The following is a 17836-nucleotide window of genomic DNA, read 5'->3' as shown; positions in this document are numbered from 1 at the left end:
CCCTCGATGGCTCTCGGAGACTGGCCGCCCGGTCCTTCGGGATGCTCTGACCACTGATACGAAAATCCCTCATCGGTGCTGGTTGCGGGGGTCATGTGGCCTCGACGGGGTGCAGGGAGACCTGGTAGCCGAGGTGGTTGAGCTGGCTGACCAGGCGGCGGGTGGCGCGGGTCTTGCCGGTGCGTTCTATGAAGTAGCCGCCTCCGAGATCGGCGTAGGGGACGTCGTGGGTGAACATGTGCCAGATCGCGATGAGGATCGAGTGCTGGAGTGCGACCAGGGCGCGCTTCTTGCCGCGGCGTCCGATCAGGCGGCGGTAGCGGGCGGCGAGGTAGGTGTCCTTGGTGCGGGAGGCGGACAGGGCGGCCTGTCCGAGGACGCCCTTGAGCCATGGGTCGCCGGCGCGGGTGCGGCCGGAGGTGTGCTTGCCCGCGGACTCGTGGTTGCCCGGACAGACGCCGGCCCACGAGGCGAGGTGACCGGCACTGGGGAAGCAGGTGATGTCGGCGCCGATCTCGGCGAGGATGACCTGGGCGGTGTGGGCGCTGACACCAGGGATGGTGGCCAGCAGCTCGATCTGCCGCAGGAACGGCTCCACATGCTCGCCGATCTGCGTGTTCAGGCGCTGTTCCATGGCGGTGGCCTGGTCGATGCGGTCCAGCATCGCCTGGGCGAGGAAGCCGTGGTGCGTGGTGAAGTAGCCGGTCGGCGCCTCCTCCAGAACCTCGCGCCGACCGCGAAGCCGGCCCACCGCGAGTTCGGCGAGGACCTTGGGGTCGCGTTCCCCGGCGATGAGCGCGGTGAGCATGCGGCGGCCGGAGACGCCGAGGAAGTCGCTGACCACGGAGGTGAGCTTGATGCCGCAGTCCTCCAGCAGGTTCTGCAGCCGCTGGGCCTCCCGGGCCCGCTCGCGCACCACGTCGGTGCGGTATCGGGTCAGGTCCCGTAGTTGCCGGATCGGCTGTGGCGGCACGAAGCTCGGGCGGACCAGGCCGTGCTCGACCAGCTGCGCGATCCACTCCGCGTCCTTCACGTCCGTCTTCCGCCCAGGCACGGCCTTCATGTGACGGGCGTTGAGCAACCAGCACTCCATGTCGTGCTCGAGGAGATAGAACACCGGCTTCCAGTACGAGCCGGTGGCCTCCATCCCCACCACGGTGACGCCCTCGGCGAGGAGCCAGTCCCGCATCGCCAGCAGGCCGGAGGTCAGCGCCGGGAACGTGCGCACCTCCACATGCCGCCGCTTGCCCTTGCCCGCGCCCGGGATACGGACGCACACCTTCACGTCCGCCTTGCTGATGTCGATCCCCGCGCAGCGCTCATAGACCACGTCCACGGCTCTTGCCCTCCCTCCGCGACCGAACGGGCGCGGGATCCGGCGGGGACCCGGCAGGCGAAAGACTCTGATACGCGTGCTCGAGGCAACACTTCCGGGTGCCTGTCGAGCGGGTCCCCGGCGTCCTGCTGATTGACGGGCTCGAAAGCGCCAAGTGGCCCCGACGTCAGCCGGACCCCGCACCCCGATTTTCCCGGCCTCGGGGCGACGCCGACAGGCGTCCGGCTTGCTGATTGAGAGCTGCGGCCATCGCTGGTTAAGGACCTGTCGGCGGAGCGTTCTTCGGACCATGAAGGTTCTGGTCATGGCTGAACGGAGCGATAGGCGTGAGCACGCCGCACAAGCGGATATGGGTCGGCATCGACGCCGGCAAGGGGCACCACTGGGCAGTGGCGGTCGATGCCGAAGGCCGGTCGTTGTTCTCGACGAAGGTGATCTCCTTGGACGCGCGAGCGATCGAAGCGCTCGGCGCTCTTTAATCACCCCAGGTCAAAGAGCCGCCGCGCCCATTCGCGCATGCGTAGCTAGGGAGAGTCATAGAGCACACGGACGAAGTGGACTGAACTGACAGGACACATGTCGTAGGTCCGGTGGCCAAGAGCCATGCGCCGAGGATCGCCCCCCGCGCAGGCGCGCTGACCATATCCACCGGGGCCGCCCACAGGCCGTGCATATCGATCTCGCAGACACGCACCGATGGCCCCTCCGACACGAGGGTGATCCGTAGCCAGATGATCACCACGCCGATATCGTGCTGATCGAACGCGCGTTCTGAGTCTCTTCACTGGCAGTCCAAGGACCCGGAAGATCACCCAAGTGGTACTGGCCAGACAGCACCCCGAGGCCCGGAACCGGGAGCAGCATGGCAACGGGAACCGTGAAGTGGTTCAGCGCGGAGAAGGGCTTGGGCTTCATCGAGGCGGCCGGGGCTGCACTATGGACCGCGAACTCGGCCGACAAGGATTCCGCGACGATCAAGGGCAAGAGGCCGTGGGTACGGCGGGGGTAGCGCTTCGAACTAGCGACCCGACGGCTCCATTTGTCCGCCATCCAAGAGCTCAACTCAGACGGACGATTACGAAAGCCCCGGCCGAACCGGCAGCTCCGCGCCCGCTACGCCCCGTGAGGCGGATGGTGGATGCCCTCCGTTGCATGGGCGACTTGCAGCCGCGCGCCCGGCGGGGGCTCCCCGGCCCCGCCCCCGCAATGGTGACTGCGAGACACTGCAGATCGTGGCTGCTCGGCGGAAGCGGAGGTCTCGCGTGAAGGACGGCATGTCAGCGTGTTGGGCGTCGGCCTGAGCGCTGGGACCAACGGATGCCGGCGTAGGCCATGTCGGCGACGAAGAGAACGATCGCGATGACAAGCAGGAAGAACCATCCGTTGGCGACGGAACCGATGATGCCCAGCACGATCGCGACGATAGCCAGGGCCAGGATCAGGACCACTGCACGCCTCCTTGGTCGCGTGTGGGCGTTCAGCGGCGGGCGAGTTGCCGCTCGCCACCGGCGCCCTTCTGGTAGGTCAGGCTGTAGTGCTGGAAGACGGCTTCCTCGTCCTCGGCGGGCAGGATGTCATCCATGCCGAGGGCTGGGCAGTCCCTCACGAGTGCCCTGTCGTAGGCGACCTTGAGATAGCCCGGTCCGACGGTCGCGTCGTTCAGGGGGACGAAGACCAGCCGGTGCTGGGTAGGCATGCCGATCTGGACGGTTGTCAACGGCCTTGTAGTCCGCCCCGCTGGCGGCCAAGAGGAATCCCCGCAGGTGGACGGCATGAGCGCCCCGCCTGCGGCCAGATATTCTCCCCACCTTCGGTCGGTGTGGATCAGCTGAAGGGCTTCACGCCCTTCCCAGTGGTGGCCTCGGTCAGCCTGAACGAATCACCCTGAGTGACGACGACGTGGGCATGGTGCAGGAGCCGGTCGACGGTGGCCGTGGCGAGCGTCTTGGGCATGATCTCGTCGAATCCCGAGGGGTGAAGGTTGCTCGAAACCGCGATCGAGCGCCGCTCGTAGGCGGCATCGACCAGCCGGTAGAAGCCTTCGGCGGCGTCCTCGGAGACGGGCAATAGGCCAATATCGTCAACGATGATCAAATCGGATCGGATGATCCTGGCCAGGGCCCGCGCGATGGAGTCGTCCGCGCGGTGCCGGCGGACCAGCGACCCGAGGTCCTCGATGGTGAACCAGGAGACGGCCAGCCCGGCCTCGACCGCGGTCTGACCGAGGGCTTCGGTGAAGTGGCTCTTTCCTGTGCCCGACGGGCCGCAGATGCAAAACGACTCCCGGCGGCCGACCCACTCCAGCGTCTTGAGGGCGTCCTGGGTGGCCCTGGGGATCGAGGACTTGCCCTCGTCCCAGTCGCCGAAGGTCTTCCCCGTCGGGAACCCGGCCCGCTTGCGGCGGGTGTGCAGGTTTGCCCGGTCCCGGCCGGCGGCCTCCTCGGCGAGCAGGACGCGGACGACCTCGGCCGGGTCCCATCGTTGGGCCTTCGCGGTGGGGATGATGTCGGTCAACGACCGTCGGATGTGCGGGAGTTTGAGCCTTCGGGTGAACTCGATGGCCTCGGCGAGCGGGTCGCCGTTGGTGCCGGGAACGGTGCGGAGAGGGGCGGCCATCAGGTCAGATCGCTTTCGTCGAACTCGGGGATGTCGGTCGTGGTGCGGCCGAAGGAGGACCAGGCGCCGGTGCCGGGCTGCAGCGAGTGGTCCTCGCTGCGGCGGGTCGGCTCGGTGTGCTCGTGACTGGCCTGGTAGTCGAGGATGGACAGCAGGTCCGCGTCGGCGAACCGGCCCGTGACCGCGGCGGTGCCAAGAGCCCGGTCGACGTCCGGGGCGGAGTGGAGCTTGGCCAGGGCGACGGCCTCGGCCATCTTCGCCTTGATCCTGCGGACGCCGGCCGCTGCGGCTTCGACCAGCCAGGAGGCGGCCCCGGGCCCGAGTGCGAGGAACGCTGCCTCGTCGGCGCTGGTCGCGCGCGGGACGCGGTCGCCGGTCTTGTCCTGGCGGGGCGGGTAGTGGGTGTCGTCCAGGACCGGGGAACCGGGCTGTCCGCGCTGGTGGCGGGCGACCTCGCGAGCCGGTCCGTGTTCGTCGACGGCGGTGACGATCAGCTCGTCGCCGTGGAAGCGGGCCCAGACCCGGGTGTCGATCAGCTGGTGCGGGACCGAGTAGCGGACCGCCTCGACGGAGATCGTCGAGTCCCAGGCGACCCTTCGGGTGGTGCCGAACGCCGCGGTGAACGGGCTCTTGGGCAGCGGGTGCAGCCGCTGCTGTTCCTCGGCGAGCCGCTCGACGGGCTTGCGCCGGGTCGCGGTGTGGACGCGGGAGTTGACCTCCTCGCCGAACTGGCGGCAGGCCGCTTCCAGCTCGCCGAAGGTCTGGTAGTGCTCGCGCAGGTTGACGTCTTTCGGCACGAGATCGCCTTTCGCGATCTTCACCGTGGACTCCGAGCCGCCCTTCGTCTCCGGATCCGCCGGGACGCAGGTGCGGATGGTCGTGCCGTAGTGGCGGGCGACCTCCACGACGTCCGGGTTGCGGACCGCGATCCCGGCGATGTGGTCGGTGGTGACCGTCTTCTCGTTGTCGGTCAGCACGTAGGCCGGGACGCCGCCGATCCGGCGGAACGTGGTGTCCAGGCAGGCGGTCACCGTCGGGAGCGTCTTGTCCCAGATCGGGATGACGACGCGGAAGCGGGACCAGGCCAGCCATGCGCAGAACAGCGTCGTCTTGCGGCCCTTGATCACCGGCCCGTCGCCGAAGTCGTATTGGAGCCAGAGCCCCGGCTCGGTCACCCACGGCCGGTAGACCCTCCGCCTCCCGGCGAGATCGAACACGTTCAGCACCACCGATGCCAGGCGGTACCCCACTGCGGCCGTAGTGCCGCTGTCAGGGCACTGCCCCGGCGAAGGGGCACCAGACGGTACTGAAGTCGGCGTTGATCCCACGGTGGCGCCTCCTTATGTGCGCTGCCGACGGCCCGAGAGATGAGGGGTGGGCACTGGCAAGAAGCAGTGCCGGGCGTGCCCGTCGCCGGGCACTGGCTGTGGCGACTTTGGCCCACTCGCTTCAGGCGGGATGGCCGCCTATCGGTGGGCGGGGCGGTGCCCGAACAGGTGCAGCCCGCGATGGGTTCCGTCTGTTGGCACAGCTTCGGTGCCGGGCGTCTCGGTGTCTTGTGGCACCGGGGTGGTGAGGGGCTTTTGCCCGGTGATCAGGTCGTCGCGCTGTTCCGCGAGGTCGTCCCGCTGCTGGGCAAGGTCGTCGCGTTCCCGGCCGGCGGAGGCGCTCTCGGCGCGGGCCGAGTCGCGTTGCTCGATCAGATCGTCCCGGTCCTTGCCGGCGGCGACAGTCTCACGGCGGGAATGCCGCAGCGCGTGACGCGCCTCGATGCCCCGGCGCGAGGTGCGGCGTGCGCCGACGAGGAGCAGGCCCAGGCCCAGCATGGCGGCCGCGCCGACGATGATGCCGAAGAGGAAGAGCGTGCCCGTCGAGCCGGTCATGTGGTGGCCGAACACCGAGAACGCTCCGTTGACGGCGTGGGCGCTGCCGGTGTTGGTGAAAATTCCGGCCACGGCCACGACGGCCGCGGCGATCAGGATGATGAGTCCGAGAATAATGATCATGACGTGCTCCAAGAAATGGACATACGTCGTATAGCTTCAGTAAACGCCTGGTCCAGGCGCTACGCCGTATCTACGGAGCTTGCCGGGTTCCGTCCTCGCGGTCCTCGGCCTTGGACTGGTCAGCAGGATCCTGGATACAGCCTGCAGCGCATAGGCCTCGGGCCGTGTCCGCGGTCGGCGCCTACTTCGTGCCAGCGGGGCCAGCCCAGTCAGCGGCGTGTCCATGAATCCAGCGCGTTCGCCGGGACCCGCCGAAGTCAGCGGACCTGCAGGACCTGTGGATCTACCTCACCGCACCCATTGCCGGTCGGTTCGCCGCCGTCGCTGCTGCCTGCGTTCTGCGCGGACGGTGGCGGACCGGCGCATACCCCGAGCTGCCCAGGGCACCCTGCAACCGCCCGCCCAAAATCATCGCTGAGCCTCTCAGTGTTCCCGGAGTCCACGGTCAGGACTGCAGCGAGAGGCGCACAGGATCCCGGTGCAGCTGGCGCAGGAAGTCGGCGGACGCGCGTCCGGCGGTCCGCCGCTTCCCGCGCGGCGGGCAGGAGAAGGTGCTGGCTGCGCGCGGAAGGGCCGGTCACGGCTGGAGCGGGCGTTCGGCCTGCCCCGGGCGGAGCACGCCAAGGGGAGGACCGGAGACCGGTCCGGCACCCTGATGGTTGTGCTGCTCCCAGAATGGCTAGCACCGTCAGTGGTGGAAACCGGACTGGGGCTTGATGCCGATATTGCTCGTGGGGGCCGGCTGGGCCTGGAGGTGCTGCGCTCGGGCTCGCGCTCTCCGCCGTGTTCGATCTCGCAGTCCGAGCCGGGGAAAGCCTCCCCGCGGTGACCGTCCTCGAACTCCACCAGGTAGGGCGGTCCCCCGTCCGAGCCGAGCACCTCCACAACGCGGCCCACGCGGTCGTGGTCGCCCACCTTGTGTCCGAGGAACCGCAACCTGTCTCCTACTACGGCATTCATGTCCACTCCTTCTGCTCTTGGCGGCCCCGGCGCCCGCTGCGGCCGCTCGGGAGATGCGCTCACTTCTCGGCCGCGCCGTCCGTCAGCACCGGTGTGCCGGTCACGGGTACGCGGCCCTGGAGTTTTGCCCCGGAACACCGGTTCACGACGATCCCGGCGCCCTGACCACCGCCACCGGGCACAGCGCTGTGTCGAGCACGGTGCGGGCCGGCCGCCTTGGTGATGTCCCAGGTGAGCACCTGAGAGGAGCCGTCGGCGACCAGTTCGGGCACCGTCTTGGCCGGGTGGGTGCCCTGGCGACGGCGCTCACCGGACTGCCCCCGCTCACGCAGGATCCGGTACATCATGGAGTGAACCGCACCGGTTCGGCCCCAGCGGGCAGGCATCGGCGTCAGGCGCCGATTGCCGCGAAGCCACCGACGAGGGCACCGTAGGCGATGTGGGCGGCGAGGGTGACCACTGGCGTGGCGGGGCCGTAGTTGCGCATCAGGAAACCGGGGGGTTCGACGAGCGCGACGTCGGGCGCCGCGGTGAGTGGTGTGCCCATACGGGGGTGGATGATCGGCAGCAGGATGTTCACCAGGGCAGTGGTGGCGAAGACGCCCTGGGCCAGGCCGAACAGGGCGCCGAGCCACCAGCCGAAGTGATGGATGGCGACGAAGACGGCGAAGTAGACGAACGCGAAGACCTGGCCGTTGACGAAGTGCAGGAGGTAGCCGAGGGCCTTGGCGCGGGCGCGGTCGGTGGTGAGGGCGGTGCCGAGCAGGAAAGGGAGGTCCATGCGTGTGAGTCCGAGCTCGCTTGCGGCCCTCAGCGTGGTGGTGAGCACGAGGGTGCCGAGGAAGCCGCCGGCAGCGACGGCTGCCGGATTCACGGGCTCGCCTCCGGCGTGGCGGTGGAGATGGCCAGGGCGGCCCTGATCAGTGCGAGGTGGCTCAGGGCCTGTGGCAGGTTACCCAGGAATGCCCCCGTCGCCGGGTCGGTCTCCTCACTGTAGAGGCCCACGTCGTTGGCCAGGTCCACGAGTTCGTTCATCAACTCGGTCGCCTCCTCTACCCGGCCGGTGCGGGCGACGGCCTCGGCAAGCCAGAACGAGCAGGCCAGGAAGGCACCCTCGGGCCCGGCGAGCCCGTCCTCACCGGAGTACCTGGCGACGTACGGGCCGTGGCGCAGCCCGGCACTGATGGCGTCGACGGTGCCGCGCAGCCGCGGGTTATCGGGTCCGCCGTAGTCGTACAGGACGCCGAGCAGGACGGCGGCGTCAAGGTCCTCGCTGCCGGCGGCGCGGGTGTAGCTGCCGAGGCGGGCGGAGAAGCAGCGGGTTTCGATGAACGTCCGTGCGGCGGCGCGTTCCTGCCGCCATCGAGCGGCGTGGCGGGCGGGGATGATGCCGTGTTCGGCGAGGTCGAGCGCGCGGTCCAGGGCGAGCCAGCACATCATCTTGGACTGGGTGAAATGCGCGGGTGCGCTGCGGACTTCCCAGATGCCCGAGTCTGGCCGCCGCCAGGCGGCGCAGACGAAGTCGGCGATCTCGGCCAGACGGCGGGCCAGGTCGCGGTCGAGGGTGGCTGCGTCCTTCGCGTAGAGCCAGGCGGTCTGGAGCAGTTCGCCGTAGGTGTCGAGCTGGACCTGGTCGACGGCGGCGTTGCCGACGCGGACTGGCCGCGAGTCCAGGTAGCCGCTCAGGGGCAGTACCCGCTCGCGGGCGTGTGGCCCGCCGTCAAGCCGGTACAGCACTCGCAATCGCGGGTGGGTGAGCTGGGAGGCCTGCATCAGCCACCAGAAGTACGCGTGTGCCTCCGCCAGGCAGTCCAGGTGCAGGAACACCTGGAGTGTGAACGCGGAGTCGCGCACCCACGAGTAGCGGTAGTCCCAGTTGCGCTCCCCGCCGGGCCACTCCGGCAGGGAGGTGGTCGCCGCGGCGGCGATCGCCCCGGACGGCGCGAACACGAGCAGCTTGAGCACAAGGGCGCTGCGCTGCACGGCCTCCCGCCAGCGCCCTTCGTAGGTACGGGCCCCGGCCCAGGAGCGCCACCGGTCGCGGGTGCGGACCAGTCGCTGCTCGCAGTCGGAGCGGGCGGGCAGTACGAGGGGTTCCTGGTGGGCGAACGGCACGGCGATGAGCGCGCTCTCGCCCGAGCTGAGGGTGACGTCGGCGCTGACCGCGTCATCGGACACGATCGGCGGGCCCGCACCCCAGCTGCTGACTGCCAGTGCGTTCCGGCCGTGTGCCGCGACGGGTACGCCCGCGCGGAGGCTGAACCGGGCCGGATGCCGGCCGTAGTCGAAGCGCGGACGCACGCTCCAGTGCATCGGGACCGAACCGGCGAGACCTTCCAAGCGGCGCACGAGTTCACCGCCGGGGGCGAGAGGCGGACTGTCTGGCAGGGTGAGCGCGTCGGTGAGCCGCACGGCGCCGTGCGCGGTGCGGTACGTGGTCTCCAGCAGGTTCGTTCCGGGGAGGTAGCGGCGTTCCACGGTGTAGGAAAGGGTGGGTTCCAGTTGGAAGCAGCCGCCGTCGCGTGGATCCAGCACTGCGGCGAACACGCTGGGAGAGTCCAGGTACGGGATGGTGAGCCAGTCCACCGACCCGTCGGCTGCCACGAGCGCCGCGGTGCGGCCGTCGCCGATCACGGCGTAGTCACGCAGCGGCACGTGGCCGCCGGTCCTGCCGGCCCTGCGCCGGTCGGCGGCAATGTCGCGGGTGGAGGCGGTCACGGGGCTGTGTGGAGGCGGCGGATGAGTTCCTGCAGGTACTCGTCGCCGTAGTGGGCCTCGAGGTCGTCGAGGTCGATCATCGGCGGGATGTCGATCACAGGCTGGCGCTCGGCCAGGAACGCCGCGGTCTCGGCGACGATCCGTCTCTCGTCGGTTCCTGGGACACCGATGTGGTCCACGGTGTCCGGTGTCGCCCGCATCAGTGACTCGACTGTTTCGCTGCCCGAGGGGAAGCGGACCAGGTATTCGTGATCGCCCAGGGACTCGATCCGGATGTCAGCTGCCATGTGGCGCGTCTTCCTTCCTGCGGCTGTCCCGCCCGGCCGGGTGGTCGCGGCGTACCGTTCCGCTCAGGTCACTTCGGTGAGCCGCCCGGTGATCACGTCATAGATGAATCCGCGCACCGCGTCGCGGTGGGTGAGGAACCGGCTCTCCCTGACCTTGTAGATCGACCAGTGGACGTCGACAGCCAGGTCGCGGAAGGACTCCACGGGCCAGTACGGCTTTATGCCGGCCTCGGCCTGGAGTTGCTTCTTGAAGGCGTCGTCGACGATGTCGAGCAGCGGGCAGTCGGTGTGGTGGATCAGGATGATCTCGCGGGTGCCGAGCTGCCGCTGGCTGATCGCGAGCGAGCGGATCACGTCGTCGGTGATGACGCCGCCCGCGTTGCGGATCACGTTGGCCTCGCCGGGGTGGAGGCCGAGGAGGGCGTACATGTCCATCCGGGAGTCCATACAGGCCACGACCGCGACCTTCATGGACGGCTGCCCCGGCAGTGCCTCGGGCGGCTGGGCCGCGTACTCTTCGTTGTTCTTCAGCAGCGCGTCGGTGACGGACATCTGAACCTTCTCCGCAGTCGGCCGGCACCTCCCCGCGTGCAGTTCACCGAGTGCAGTCCCGGGCGCTGGACGAAGGTGGAGGTTCTCCCAGCGTCTCTCCCCTCGCCGGTCCCGCAACAGGACGGCCCCTTCCGGATGCCCTCGAGCAGTGTGCCTTCGAGCGCCGTGGCTCAGGCATGAGCCGATCACGGGGGCGGTCGCCTGACCAGGTGCTGGGCGTTCCACCTGCGTGGAAGCCGGTCAAGGGTGAGCCTGGAAGGAGCACCCCTGCCCGGGGCGATGTTCACCGTCAGAGGAGGACCGCATGGGGAGCGATGCTCTCGCCCGGCTTTCCGAGGCCGGGGTGTCGATCTGGCTGGACGACCTGAGCCGCGAGCGCCTGGCCAACGGCAGCCTCGCCCAGCTGGTGAGCAAGCGGCACGTCGTAGGCGTGACCACCAACCCGACGATCTTCGCGCGTGCGATCGAGGGCGGTGACCTGTACGCCCTGCAGATCGAGGACCTGGCGCTGCGAGAAGTCGGCGTAGCCGAGGCGCTGCGGACACTGACCACCTATGACGTGCGCTGGGCCTGCGACGTCCTGCGGCCGGTCCACGACGCGACCGACGGGGTGGACGGGCGGGTGTCGATCGAGGTCGACCCGCGGCTCGCCTACGACACCGCCCGAACGGTCGCCGAGGCCCGGGCGCTGTGGTGGCTGGTCGATCAGCCCAACCTGTTCGTGAAGATCCCCGCCGCCCGGCAGAGCCTGGACGCGATCAGTGCCTGCCTCGCGGAGGGCATCAGCATCAACGTCACGCTGCTGTTCTCCCTCGACCGCTACGACGAGGTCGTGGAGGCGTTCCTGGGCGGCATGGAACGCGCCCGCGATGCGGGGCTGGACCTGTCCCGGATCGCGTCGGTCGCGTCGTTCTTCGTCTCCCGGGTGGACACCGAGATCGACCGCCGCCTGGACGCGCTGGGCAGCGAACGCGCGGCGGCGCTGCGCGGCTGGGCCGGCATCGCCAACGCCCGGATCGCCTACGAGCACTACGAGCGCACGTTCACGAGCGACCGGTGGCAGCGGCTGGCCGACGCGGGAGCGCGGCCACAGCGGCTGCTGTGGGCCTCCACCGGAGTCAAGGACCCGGCCTACGACGACACCCGCTACGTGACCGGCCTGGTGGCCCCGAACGTGGTCAACACCATGCCGCAGGCCACCCTGGACGCGGTCGCCGACCACGGCGTCGTCCCCGTCACCGACCTGCGCGGCGGTTACCGCAAGGCGCACAGGGTGCTGAAGGACCTCGCCGAACTCGGCATCGACTACGCGGACGTCGTCCAGCGTCTGGAGGACGCGGGAGTCGCCGCGTTCGAGGGCAGCTGGAACGACCTCGGCGAGAAGCTCGCGACCCGGCTGGACGCCAGCGACCGACCGGCATCCGGACAACGGGAGGAGGACGCGAAGCCATGACGACAGGCACCTTCGTGACCGTCGGGCGACGTCCGGTGTGGAGACGTGGAGCACCCGTAGGAGACATGTGATGGACACCGTCGAGCGACCGGCCCCGCGCATCGTCGTGGGCGTCGACACCTCCGACGCGTCGAAGGCGGCACTACGGTGGGCGATCCGTCAGGCCGAGGCGACCGGCGCAACCGTGGAGGCCGTGATGGCCTGGGAACGACCGACTGGCTGGTACGGGTGGGCTCCCGCCGGTGTCGGCGTGTACGACTTCGAGGGCCTCGCACGCAAGAGCCTCGACCGTGCCGTCACCCACGCGCTGGAGGGCGTCCCACCGCAGGTCAGGATTGACGCCAGGACCATCGAGGGGCATCCGGCCGCCGTGCTGCTCGACCAGGCGCAGGACGCGGCTCTTCTGGTCGTCGGCGACCGGGGGCTCGGCACCTTCACCCGGGCCCTCCTCGGCTCGGTCTGCCAGCACTGCGTCCACCACGCCGCCTGCCCGGTCGTCGTCGTGCGCGCCCCTCGGGAGTGAAGTGAACGCGGCCGTACGCGCCGCAATCAGGCCCTGAGCCGGACTACCACCGCGACACTCTCCGGCCCATCGGCGCCGATGTCGTCAGTGCCGCGCTGATGGCATCCGGCATCGGGCCGGGACGCTGCCGCGCGGGTTGTTGGGCGCCGTACGCCGAGGCGTCCAACCCCGCAGCCGCCGTGAGCGTGCCGGGTGCGCCTGTGTCCAGGGCGGCCAGCGCGTCGAGTGCCGCGATGCCCTGGCTGACGCGGCCGTCCGGGCCGACGAGCGTCGGCAGTTCCCGTGTCGGCAGTTGTCGCCACTCTTCGCGCCAGGCGCGGATGCGCCGCCAGGCGATGGTGGTCAGCGGCCCGCCGCCGGGGATGACAGTCCCGCCGGAGCGGCGCATGGCCCGCGTCAGATCTGTTTCCCGGGCCAGCGGGGTGGGCAGGTCGCACAGGCGGTACAGCATCGACGGCACGGGCGGCCACATCAGATCGGCGATGAGCCGGCGCACCTCGTAGGCATCGCTCAGATGGCGTCCGTGTACCCAGATGGCGTCGAAGATGCTGCGGCGCATCTCGTTCTGCAGCCCGTCGCTGACCGCTTCGGCGTAGCCGGCGACCGCGGCCCTGGTGTTGCTGACCTGGTCCGGGGCTGTAACCGGGAGCCAATCTCCCGGCATCAGCAGCAGCCTGGCGGCGTCCAGGTTCTCTGCGGCGTGGAGCGCGGCCGACGGCGTTCCCATCATGGACAACCGTCGATCGTGTTCGACCGCGCGCCACTGCACATCCAGACCGCGAGCCAGCAGGCGGTCGACGCGCTGACTGGCAAGACAGCACATGGGGCGGTTGAAATCCGCGTAGACGATCAGGTTCACGGCCGCCTCCCGGCGCTTGTCGAGGGATTGTGTGGTTCCTAGTTCTCCCGGGTCAGTCACGTGGGACGACCGCGACAGGGCAGCGTGCGTAGTGAATGACCGCGTGCGCGACCGCGCCGAGACGGCCGATGCCGCCGTGCCGGCGGTCGTGCCGGCCGACCACCACGAGCGAGGCCCGCCTGGCCTCCTCGGTCAGGATCTCCGCGGCGCTACCGACACGGGTGGCCGGGATCAACTCGACGCCCGGGTGAGCGCTCCGCCACGGCTCAAGGATCTCCTCGAGCCGGTCCACCTCCGCGTGCTGCGCCTGTGCGTGCTCGGCGTCGGCGTCCGCGGTACCGCCGCCGAACCAGTGCGGTGGCGGGCTCCAGGCGTGCACGACCCGGACGCCGGTCTTCATCCGCGCCGCCGCCTCGATCGCGAACTCCAGCAGCACCGCACTGCTGTCCTTCGAATCGACCCCCACCACGACCTCCGGGACCGACACCGCGCTGCCGAAGGGCTGGTCGGCGCGCACTAGGACGACGGGGCAGCGGCTGCGAGCCGCGACGGCCAGCGCGGTCGAGCCGACCAGCAGCCCTTGGAAGGCCCCCTGCCCGCGCGACCCGAGGACCAGCAGCTCGACCTGGGTCCCTGCCTCGACCAGGCACACGATCGGGTCGCCCGCGGTGGTCGCGGTGCGGACCGCGAGACCCGGGTGGTCCCTTCCGGCCTCGGCGGCGGCGGAGCGCAGAAGGTCACGGATCCGACCCTGGTGCACCTCGAAGGTGGCACCGTGGGCGACGTGCACGGGCCAGTCGCCCACGTGCAGGAGCAGCAGGTCGGTCCGCAGCCTTGCGGCCGCGCCGGCCGCCCAGCGGGCCGCGGCGACGCTCTCGGGCGAGCCGTCGACCCCGGCGATCACTGATCGTGTCATCGGGTCCACCTCCGAAACCGCAGGGCAGCGGATGGCTGCCGCCGCCTCAATCGTCCCGGCGGACGTCCGGGACGCCCTGGGCCACAAGGGACACGGGCGGGGGCTGATCGGCGCAGCCCTCCGCGTGATGGCGGGTACCGTTCGGCCCCGTCGAACGCCCCGGCCTGGGGCGCGGTCGCGGCGGTGCACCGCGCCAGGGTGATCGGCGGCCGGTGCTCAATGGCGTGGTTCGGTCTCGCCCATGGCGTGCAGCGCGAGGGTGGAATGCGCGTGGGCGCCGTCGGCGCGCATCTCCGCGGCGACCCAGGTCGCCTCCGTGATCTCCTCGGGGCTGTTGCCCTTGCGCCGGGCGAGGCGAGTGTGGCCCTGGAAGCAGTAGGGGCACTGGGTGACGTGGGCAAGGGCCACGGCGATGAGCTGTTCGGTCACCTCCGGCAAGGCGCCGTCGGCGGAGGCGGCACGGCTGAGGTTCTCCAAGGCCTCGTTGACGGCCGGGGTCAGCTGGGCCCGGCGGGCGCCGATCTACGGGGGCGCCGGGTGGTAGACCGGGTCTTGAATGGTGGCCTCTCGCGGGTGTCGCGGTCGGCGGGATGCTGTGCGTGGCGCCGAGGTGAGCAGGGCGCGGGCTGCGGCGGTGATGTGCGGTGCGGGGATTTCGGCGGCGCCCATGACCTCTTCGAGCGTGCCCGAACCGGGGAGGCGCCGTACAGCGAGATGCGCGACGCGAGGCGGCTGGGGCTGGTCGGCCAGGGCTTCCAGCACTGCTGCGCCGAGACCGCCTGGGGATGGTGGTCTTCCACGACCACGAACCGTCCGGTCGTGGCGTGCACTGCGGAGATCAGAGTCGCGGTGTCGATCGGCTTGATCAAGTACAGGTCAAGGACTCGGGTGTAGATGCCTTCGGCCGCGAGGTCGTCGGCGGCCTGCAGGCAGAGATGGACGGTCACCCCGGCCCCGAGGAGGGCGACCTGCTCGGTGTCGGTGACGCGCGGCTTCTTCGCCCCGCCGATGGCGTACATCAGCGGTGAGGCGTGGCCCTTGGAGAAGACCAGGTGGTCGTTGGTCGGGGCTTCGGGATTTTCCCAGTTGCAGCGCAGGTGGCGGGACCGCAGGGCGGCAGCCGACATCGCTGAGGTGGGGTGGCCCGAGGCGGCGGCGGTGCTGCAGCGGATGCTGTCGACGCGCAGCTGCGCGGCCAGGTCTCGCAGCCGGGTGAGTTCGCCGATGTCCAGTGGCGGGGCGGCGGTCGCCTGGGTCATGGGATGCGTCTCCTACACGACGATGCGCAGGGGTTGTTCGAGCAGGCTTTTGAGGTCGGCCAGGAACACGGCGCCGGTCGCGCCGTCGAGGACGCGGTGGTCGATGGACAAGGTCAGCGCCATGACCGTCCCGGCGACGACTTGGCCGTCGCGGACGACGGGTTCGGGGTGCGCGGCACCGACCGCGAGGATGGCCGCCTGCGGGGGGTTGATGACGGCGGTGAAGTGGTCGATCCCGTAGGGCCCGAGGTTGCTGACGGTGAAGGTGCCGCCGGTGATCTCGTCGATGCTCAGGTGTCCGGTGCCGGCCTTCTCGGCGAGGGAGTGGGCTTCCCGGGCGATCTCGGTGAGGGGTTTGCGGTCGGCGTCGTGGATCACGGGCACGGTCAGGCCGTCGTCCAGGGCAACGGCGATCCCGATGTGGATCCGCCGGTAGCGCTGGATGCTGGTGCAGCCCCAGGAGGCGTTCAGCTCCGGATGAGACCGCAGCACGGTGGCGCACGCCTTGACGATCAGGTCGTTGACGCTGATGTGGTCTGCGTGTTCGCCGAGGTACGCGTTGGTCTCGGCACGGAAGGCGAGCAGCGGTTCGGCGTCGACGACCGAGGTCAGGTAGAAGTGCGGGGCTTGCCGGACGCTGTGGATCAGCCGCTCGGCGGTCAGGAGGCGGATCCTGCTGATCGGGATCTCGTCGACCTCTTCGCCTACCGCCGGGGTCGGTGCGGGCGGGCGCCTCCGCAGCGGTGCGGAGGGCGACAGGGCGGCCGGCCCCGGGGCGGCGGGCCATGGCGCTGCGGCGGGTGGAGCGCCGCGGTCGGCGATGGCCTGTTCGACGTCGGCGTGCACGACGCGGCCGCCGGGGCCGCTGCCGGGAATGGCTTCGATGTCGAGGCCGTGCTCGCGGGCGAGGCGTCGAGCCAGTGGGGAGGCCCGTACCTCGCCTTGTGAGTCGGCCTGTGGGGCGGTGGCTTCGTACGGGGGTTCGGGTATGGGTGGGGCTGGAGGTGCTGCCGGTGCGGCGGCCTCTGCCAGGGACGCGGTTCCGGCTGCCGTCACGTTCGGGGTTGGGGTCGATTCTGTGGCGACGTCTTCGCCGATGAGGGCGACCGGGGTACCGATTGGGACGGTGGTGCCTTCGGTCACGAGGGTGCGGGTCAGTTGGCCCTCGTCGTAGGCCTCCAGTTCCATGACGGCTTTGTCGGTCTCGATCTCGGCGATGGCGTCGCCTTTGTGGATCTGGTCGCCTTCGTGCTTGAGCCACCGGCTGAGGGTGCCTTGCTCCATGGTGTCGGACAGGCGGGGCATGAGGATCTGTGGCATCACGGGTCTCCTAACCGTGTCCGGCCCGGAGTGGGCCGGGGTGTGAAGCCGGTGGCGTCGAGGACTTCGCGGATCACGCGGGTCAGCGCGGCGGCGTTCGGCAGCGCGGCCGTCTCCAGCGGTTTGGCGTACGGGAGGGGGACTTCGGCGGCTGCGACACGCCGCACGGGGGCGTCGAGGTAGTCGAACGCGCCTTCTTGGATGGTGGCGGCGATCTCGGCGCCGATGCCGTAGCTGAGCCAGTCGTCCTCCAGGACGACCGCGCGGTGGGTCCTGCGGACCGACGCGCACACGGTGGGTCGGTCCAGGGGGCGCAGGCTGCGCAGGTCGACGACCTCGGCGCTGATGCCCTCCTCCTCGAGGCGGTGGGCGACCTCGAGGGCGATGACGGCGGCGCGGGAGTAGGCGACGATAGTCAGGTCGCGCCCGGGTTTGGTGACAGCGGCGGTGCCGATGGGCACGGTGTGGTCGTCGTCGGGCACCTCGCCGCGGGTGTTGTACAGCGCCAGGTTCTCCAGGAAGATCACCGGGTCGTCGTCGCGCACGGCCGTGGCGAGCAGGCCCTTGGCATCGGCTGGGGTCGAGGGGGCGACGACCTTGAGGCCGGGGATGTGGGCGTAGAAGACCTCGAGGTTCTGCGAGTGGGTGGCGGCGAGCTGCTGTCCGCCGCCGCCCGGGGTGCGGATCACCAGGGGCACGCGGACCTGGCCGCCGAACATCGCGTGCATCTTGGCGGCGTGGTTGATGATCTGGTCGATGGCCAGCAGGCTGAAGTTGATGGTCATGATCTCCACGACCGGGCGTAGGCCGAGCATGGCGGCGCCGATCGCGGCGCCGGTGAAGCCCTCCTCGCAGATCGGTGTGTCGCGCACGCGGCGCGGGCCGAACTCGTCCAGCAGCCCGGCGGTGATCTTGTAGGAGCCCTCGAAGGCGCCGATCTCCTCGCCGATGAGCAGCACGTTTTCGTCCCGCAGCAGTTCGGCGCGGAGCGTGTCGTGCAGGGCCTGACGGTAGGTGATGTTCTCGGCCAC

General features: G+C 70.0%; 16 protein-coding genes and 5 pseudogenes. 3 read left to right on the top strand and 18 right to left on the bottom strand.

Annotated features, from left to right (window positions below; translation table 11 throughout):
* Window positions 1-91 precede the first annotated feature (91 nt).
* Window positions 92-1336, bottom strand: a complete 1245-nt coding sequence (locus DN069_RS22880; protein WP_111503723.1) for an IS110 family RNA-guided transposase — start codon at window positions 1334-1336, stop codon at window positions 92-94.
* Window positions 1337-1662: 326 nt separating this feature from the next.
* Between DN069_RS22880 and DN069_RS22875 the strand changes: the two are divergent.
* Window positions 1663-1794, top strand: a pseudogene (locus DN069_RS22875) (IS110 family transposase); the annotation flags it as partial.
* Between the two features lie 819 nt (window positions 1795-2613).
* Here DN069_RS22875 and DN069_RS40240 read toward each other — a convergent pair.
* The 11 genes and pseudogenes from DN069_RS40240 to DN069_RS22820 all read right to left on the bottom strand — a co-directional run bounded on the left by DN069_RS40240 (window position 2614) and on the right by DN069_RS22820 (window position 10475).
* Window positions 2614-2784, bottom strand: coding sequence for a hypothetical protein (locus tag DN069_RS40240; protein ID WP_165845602.1), 171 nt, complete (start codon window positions 2782-2784; stop codon window positions 2614-2616).
* A gap of 29 nt (window positions 2785-2813) precedes the next feature.
* Window positions 2814-3053: pseudogene (locus DN069_RS22865) on the bottom strand (PRC-barrel domain containing protein); the annotation flags it as partial.
* Window positions 3054-3160: 107 nt separating this feature from the next.
* Window positions 3161-3952 (bottom strand): IS21-like element helper ATPase IstB, encoded by a 792-nt coding sequence (gene istB / locus DN069_RS22860; RefSeq protein WP_111503720.1) that lies wholly within the window; start codon window positions 3950-3952, stop codon window positions 3161-3163.
* Window positions 3952-5157: pseudogene (locus DN069_RS22855) on the bottom strand (Mu transposase domain-containing protein); the annotation flags it as partial. The pseudogene DN069_RS22855 and the gene istB, both read right to left, overlap by 1 nt.
* Window positions 5158-5418: 261 nt before the next feature.
* Window positions 5419-5970 (bottom strand): hypothetical protein, encoded by a 552-nt coding sequence (locus DN069_RS22850; protein ID WP_133260017.1) that lies wholly within the window; start codon window positions 5968-5970, stop codon window positions 5419-5421.
* A 771-nt stretch (window positions 5971-6741) separates the two neighbouring features.
* Window positions 6742-6918 (bottom strand): annotated as a pseudogene (locus DN069_RS43045) (DUF1918 domain-containing protein); the annotation flags it as partial.
* Window positions 6919-7121: 203 nt separating this feature from the next.
* Window positions 7122-7268, bottom strand: a pseudogene (locus DN069_RS41800) (IS3-like element IS1141 family transposase); the annotation flags it as partial.
* Between the two features lie 41 nt (window positions 7269-7309).
* Window positions 7310-7792 carry a hypothetical protein gene (locus tag DN069_RS22835; RefSeq protein WP_111503713.1) on the bottom strand — a complete coding sequence of 161 codons (483 nt, stop codon included), beginning with the start codon at window positions 7790-7792 and terminating at the stop codon, window positions 7310-7312.
* Window positions 7789-9636, bottom strand: a complete 1848-nt coding sequence (locus DN069_RS22830; RefSeq protein WP_207892236.1) for a glycoside hydrolase family 15 protein — start codon at window positions 9634-9636, stop codon at window positions 7789-7791. Before DN069_RS22830 ends, DN069_RS22835 begins: the two co-directional genes overlap by 4 nt.
* A complete protein-coding gene (locus DN069_RS22825) occupies window positions 9633-9923 on the bottom strand; it encodes a hypothetical protein (RefSeq protein ID WP_111503711.1) in 291 nt (96 codons plus the stop codon). Before DN069_RS22825 ends, DN069_RS22830 begins: the two co-directional genes overlap by 4 nt.
* 63 nt (window positions 9924-9986) lie before the next feature.
* On the bottom strand, window positions 9987-10475 hold the full coding sequence (locus DN069_RS22820; protein ID WP_111503709.1) for a beta-class carbonic anhydrase: 489 nt from the start codon (window positions 10473-10475) through the stop codon (window positions 9987-9989).
* A gap of 304 nt (window positions 10476-10779) precedes the next feature.
* Between DN069_RS22820 and tal the strand changes: the two genes are divergently transcribed.
* Both tal and DN069_RS22810 read left to right on the top strand, forming a co-directional pair.
* The gene (gene tal, locus DN069_RS22815) at window positions 10780-11928 is read left to right on the top strand and encodes a transaldolase (protein ID WP_111503707.1); all 1149 of its coding nucleotides are present in this window, start codon (window positions 10780-10782) and stop codon (window positions 11926-11928) included.
* 70 nt (window positions 11929-11998) lie between these two features.
* Complete coding sequence (locus tag DN069_RS22810; protein WP_111503705.1) at window positions 11999-12451, top strand: universal stress protein; 453 nt, start codon at window positions 11999-12001, stop codon at window positions 12449-12451.
* 43 nt (window positions 12452-12494) lie between these two features.
* Here DN069_RS22810 and DN069_RS22805 read toward each other — a convergent pair whose 3' ends face one another.
* The 6 genes from DN069_RS22805 to DN069_RS22780 all read right to left on the bottom strand — a co-directional run bounded on the left by DN069_RS22805 (window position 12495) and on the right by DN069_RS22780 (window position 17836).
* Window positions 12495-13310, bottom strand: coding sequence for a thioredoxin domain-containing protein (locus DN069_RS22805; RefSeq protein ID WP_111503703.1), 816 nt, complete (start codon window positions 13308-13310; stop codon window positions 12495-12497).
* Between the two features lie 52 nt (window positions 13311-13362).
* Window positions 13363-14226 carry a universal stress protein gene (locus tag DN069_RS22800; RefSeq protein ID WP_111503701.1) on the bottom strand — a complete coding sequence of 288 codons (864 nt, stop codon included), beginning with the start codon at window positions 14224-14226 and terminating at the stop codon, window positions 13363-13365.
* Window positions 14227-14442: 216 nt separating this feature from the next.
* On the bottom strand, window positions 14443-14727 hold the full coding sequence (locus DN069_RS22795) for a carboxymuconolactone decarboxylase family protein (RefSeq protein WP_279387923.1): 285 nt from the start codon (window positions 14725-14727) through the stop codon (window positions 14443-14445).
* Window positions 14724-15485, bottom strand: a complete 762-nt coding sequence (locus tag DN069_RS22790) for a transketolase C-terminal domain-containing protein (RefSeq protein ID WP_111503697.1) — start codon at window positions 15483-15485, stop codon at window positions 14724-14726. The genes DN069_RS22795 and DN069_RS22790 overlap by 4 nt, the downstream gene beginning before the upstream one ends.
* 12 nt (window positions 15486-15497) lie before the next feature.
* On the bottom strand, window positions 15498-16805 hold the full coding sequence (locus DN069_RS22785; RefSeq protein ID WP_165845601.1) for a dihydrolipoamide acetyltransferase family protein: 1308 nt from the start codon (window positions 16803-16805) through the stop codon (window positions 15498-15500).
* Window positions 16805-17836, bottom strand: coding sequence for an alpha-ketoacid dehydrogenase subunit beta (locus DN069_RS22780; protein ID WP_207892234.1), 1032 nt, complete (start codon window positions 17834-17836; stop codon window positions 16805-16807). Before DN069_RS22780 ends, DN069_RS22785 begins: the two co-directional genes overlap by 1 nt.

Source organism: Streptacidiphilus pinicola, from assembly GCF_003258295.1.
In the GTDB taxonomy this organism is placed as follows: domain Bacteria; phylum Actinomycetota; class Actinomycetes; order Streptomycetales; family Streptomycetaceae; genus Streptacidiphilus; species Streptacidiphilus pinicola.
The sequence above is the reverse complement of the archived record's forward strand: the minus strand, read 5'-3'. Positions and strand labels throughout refer to the sequence as shown.

Coding starts and splice junctions, on each gene's coding strand:
- istB (WP_111503720.1), bottom strand. CDS start 3,952: ATGGCCGCCCCTCTCCGCACCGTTCCCGGCACCAACGGCGACCCGCTC.
- DN069_RS22825 (WP_111503711.1), bottom strand. CDS start 9,923: ATGGCAGCTGACATCCGGATCGAGTCCCTGGGCGATCACGAATACCTG.
- DN069_RS22820 (WP_111503709.1), bottom strand. CDS start 10,475: ATGTCCGTCACCGACGCGCTGCTGAAGAACAACGAAGAGTACGCGGCC.
- tal (WP_111503707.1), top strand. CDS start 10,780: ATGGGGAGCGATGCTCTCGCCCGGCTTTCCGAGGCCGGGGTGTCGATC.
- DN069_RS22810 (WP_111503705.1), top strand. CDS start 11,999: ATGGACACCGTCGAGCGACCGGCCCCGCGCATCGTCGTGGGCGTCGAC.
- DN069_RS22800 (WP_111503701.1), bottom strand. CDS start 14,226: ATGACACGATCAGTGATCGCCGGGGTCGACGGCTCGCCCGAGAGCGTC.
- DN069_RS22790 (WP_111503697.1), bottom strand. CDS start 15,485: ATGACCCAGGCGACCGCCGCCCCGCCACTGGACATCGGCGAACTCACC.
- DN069_RS22785 (WP_165845601.1), bottom strand. CDS start 16,805: ATGCCACAGATCCTCATGCCCCGCCTGTCCGACACCATGGAGCAAGGC.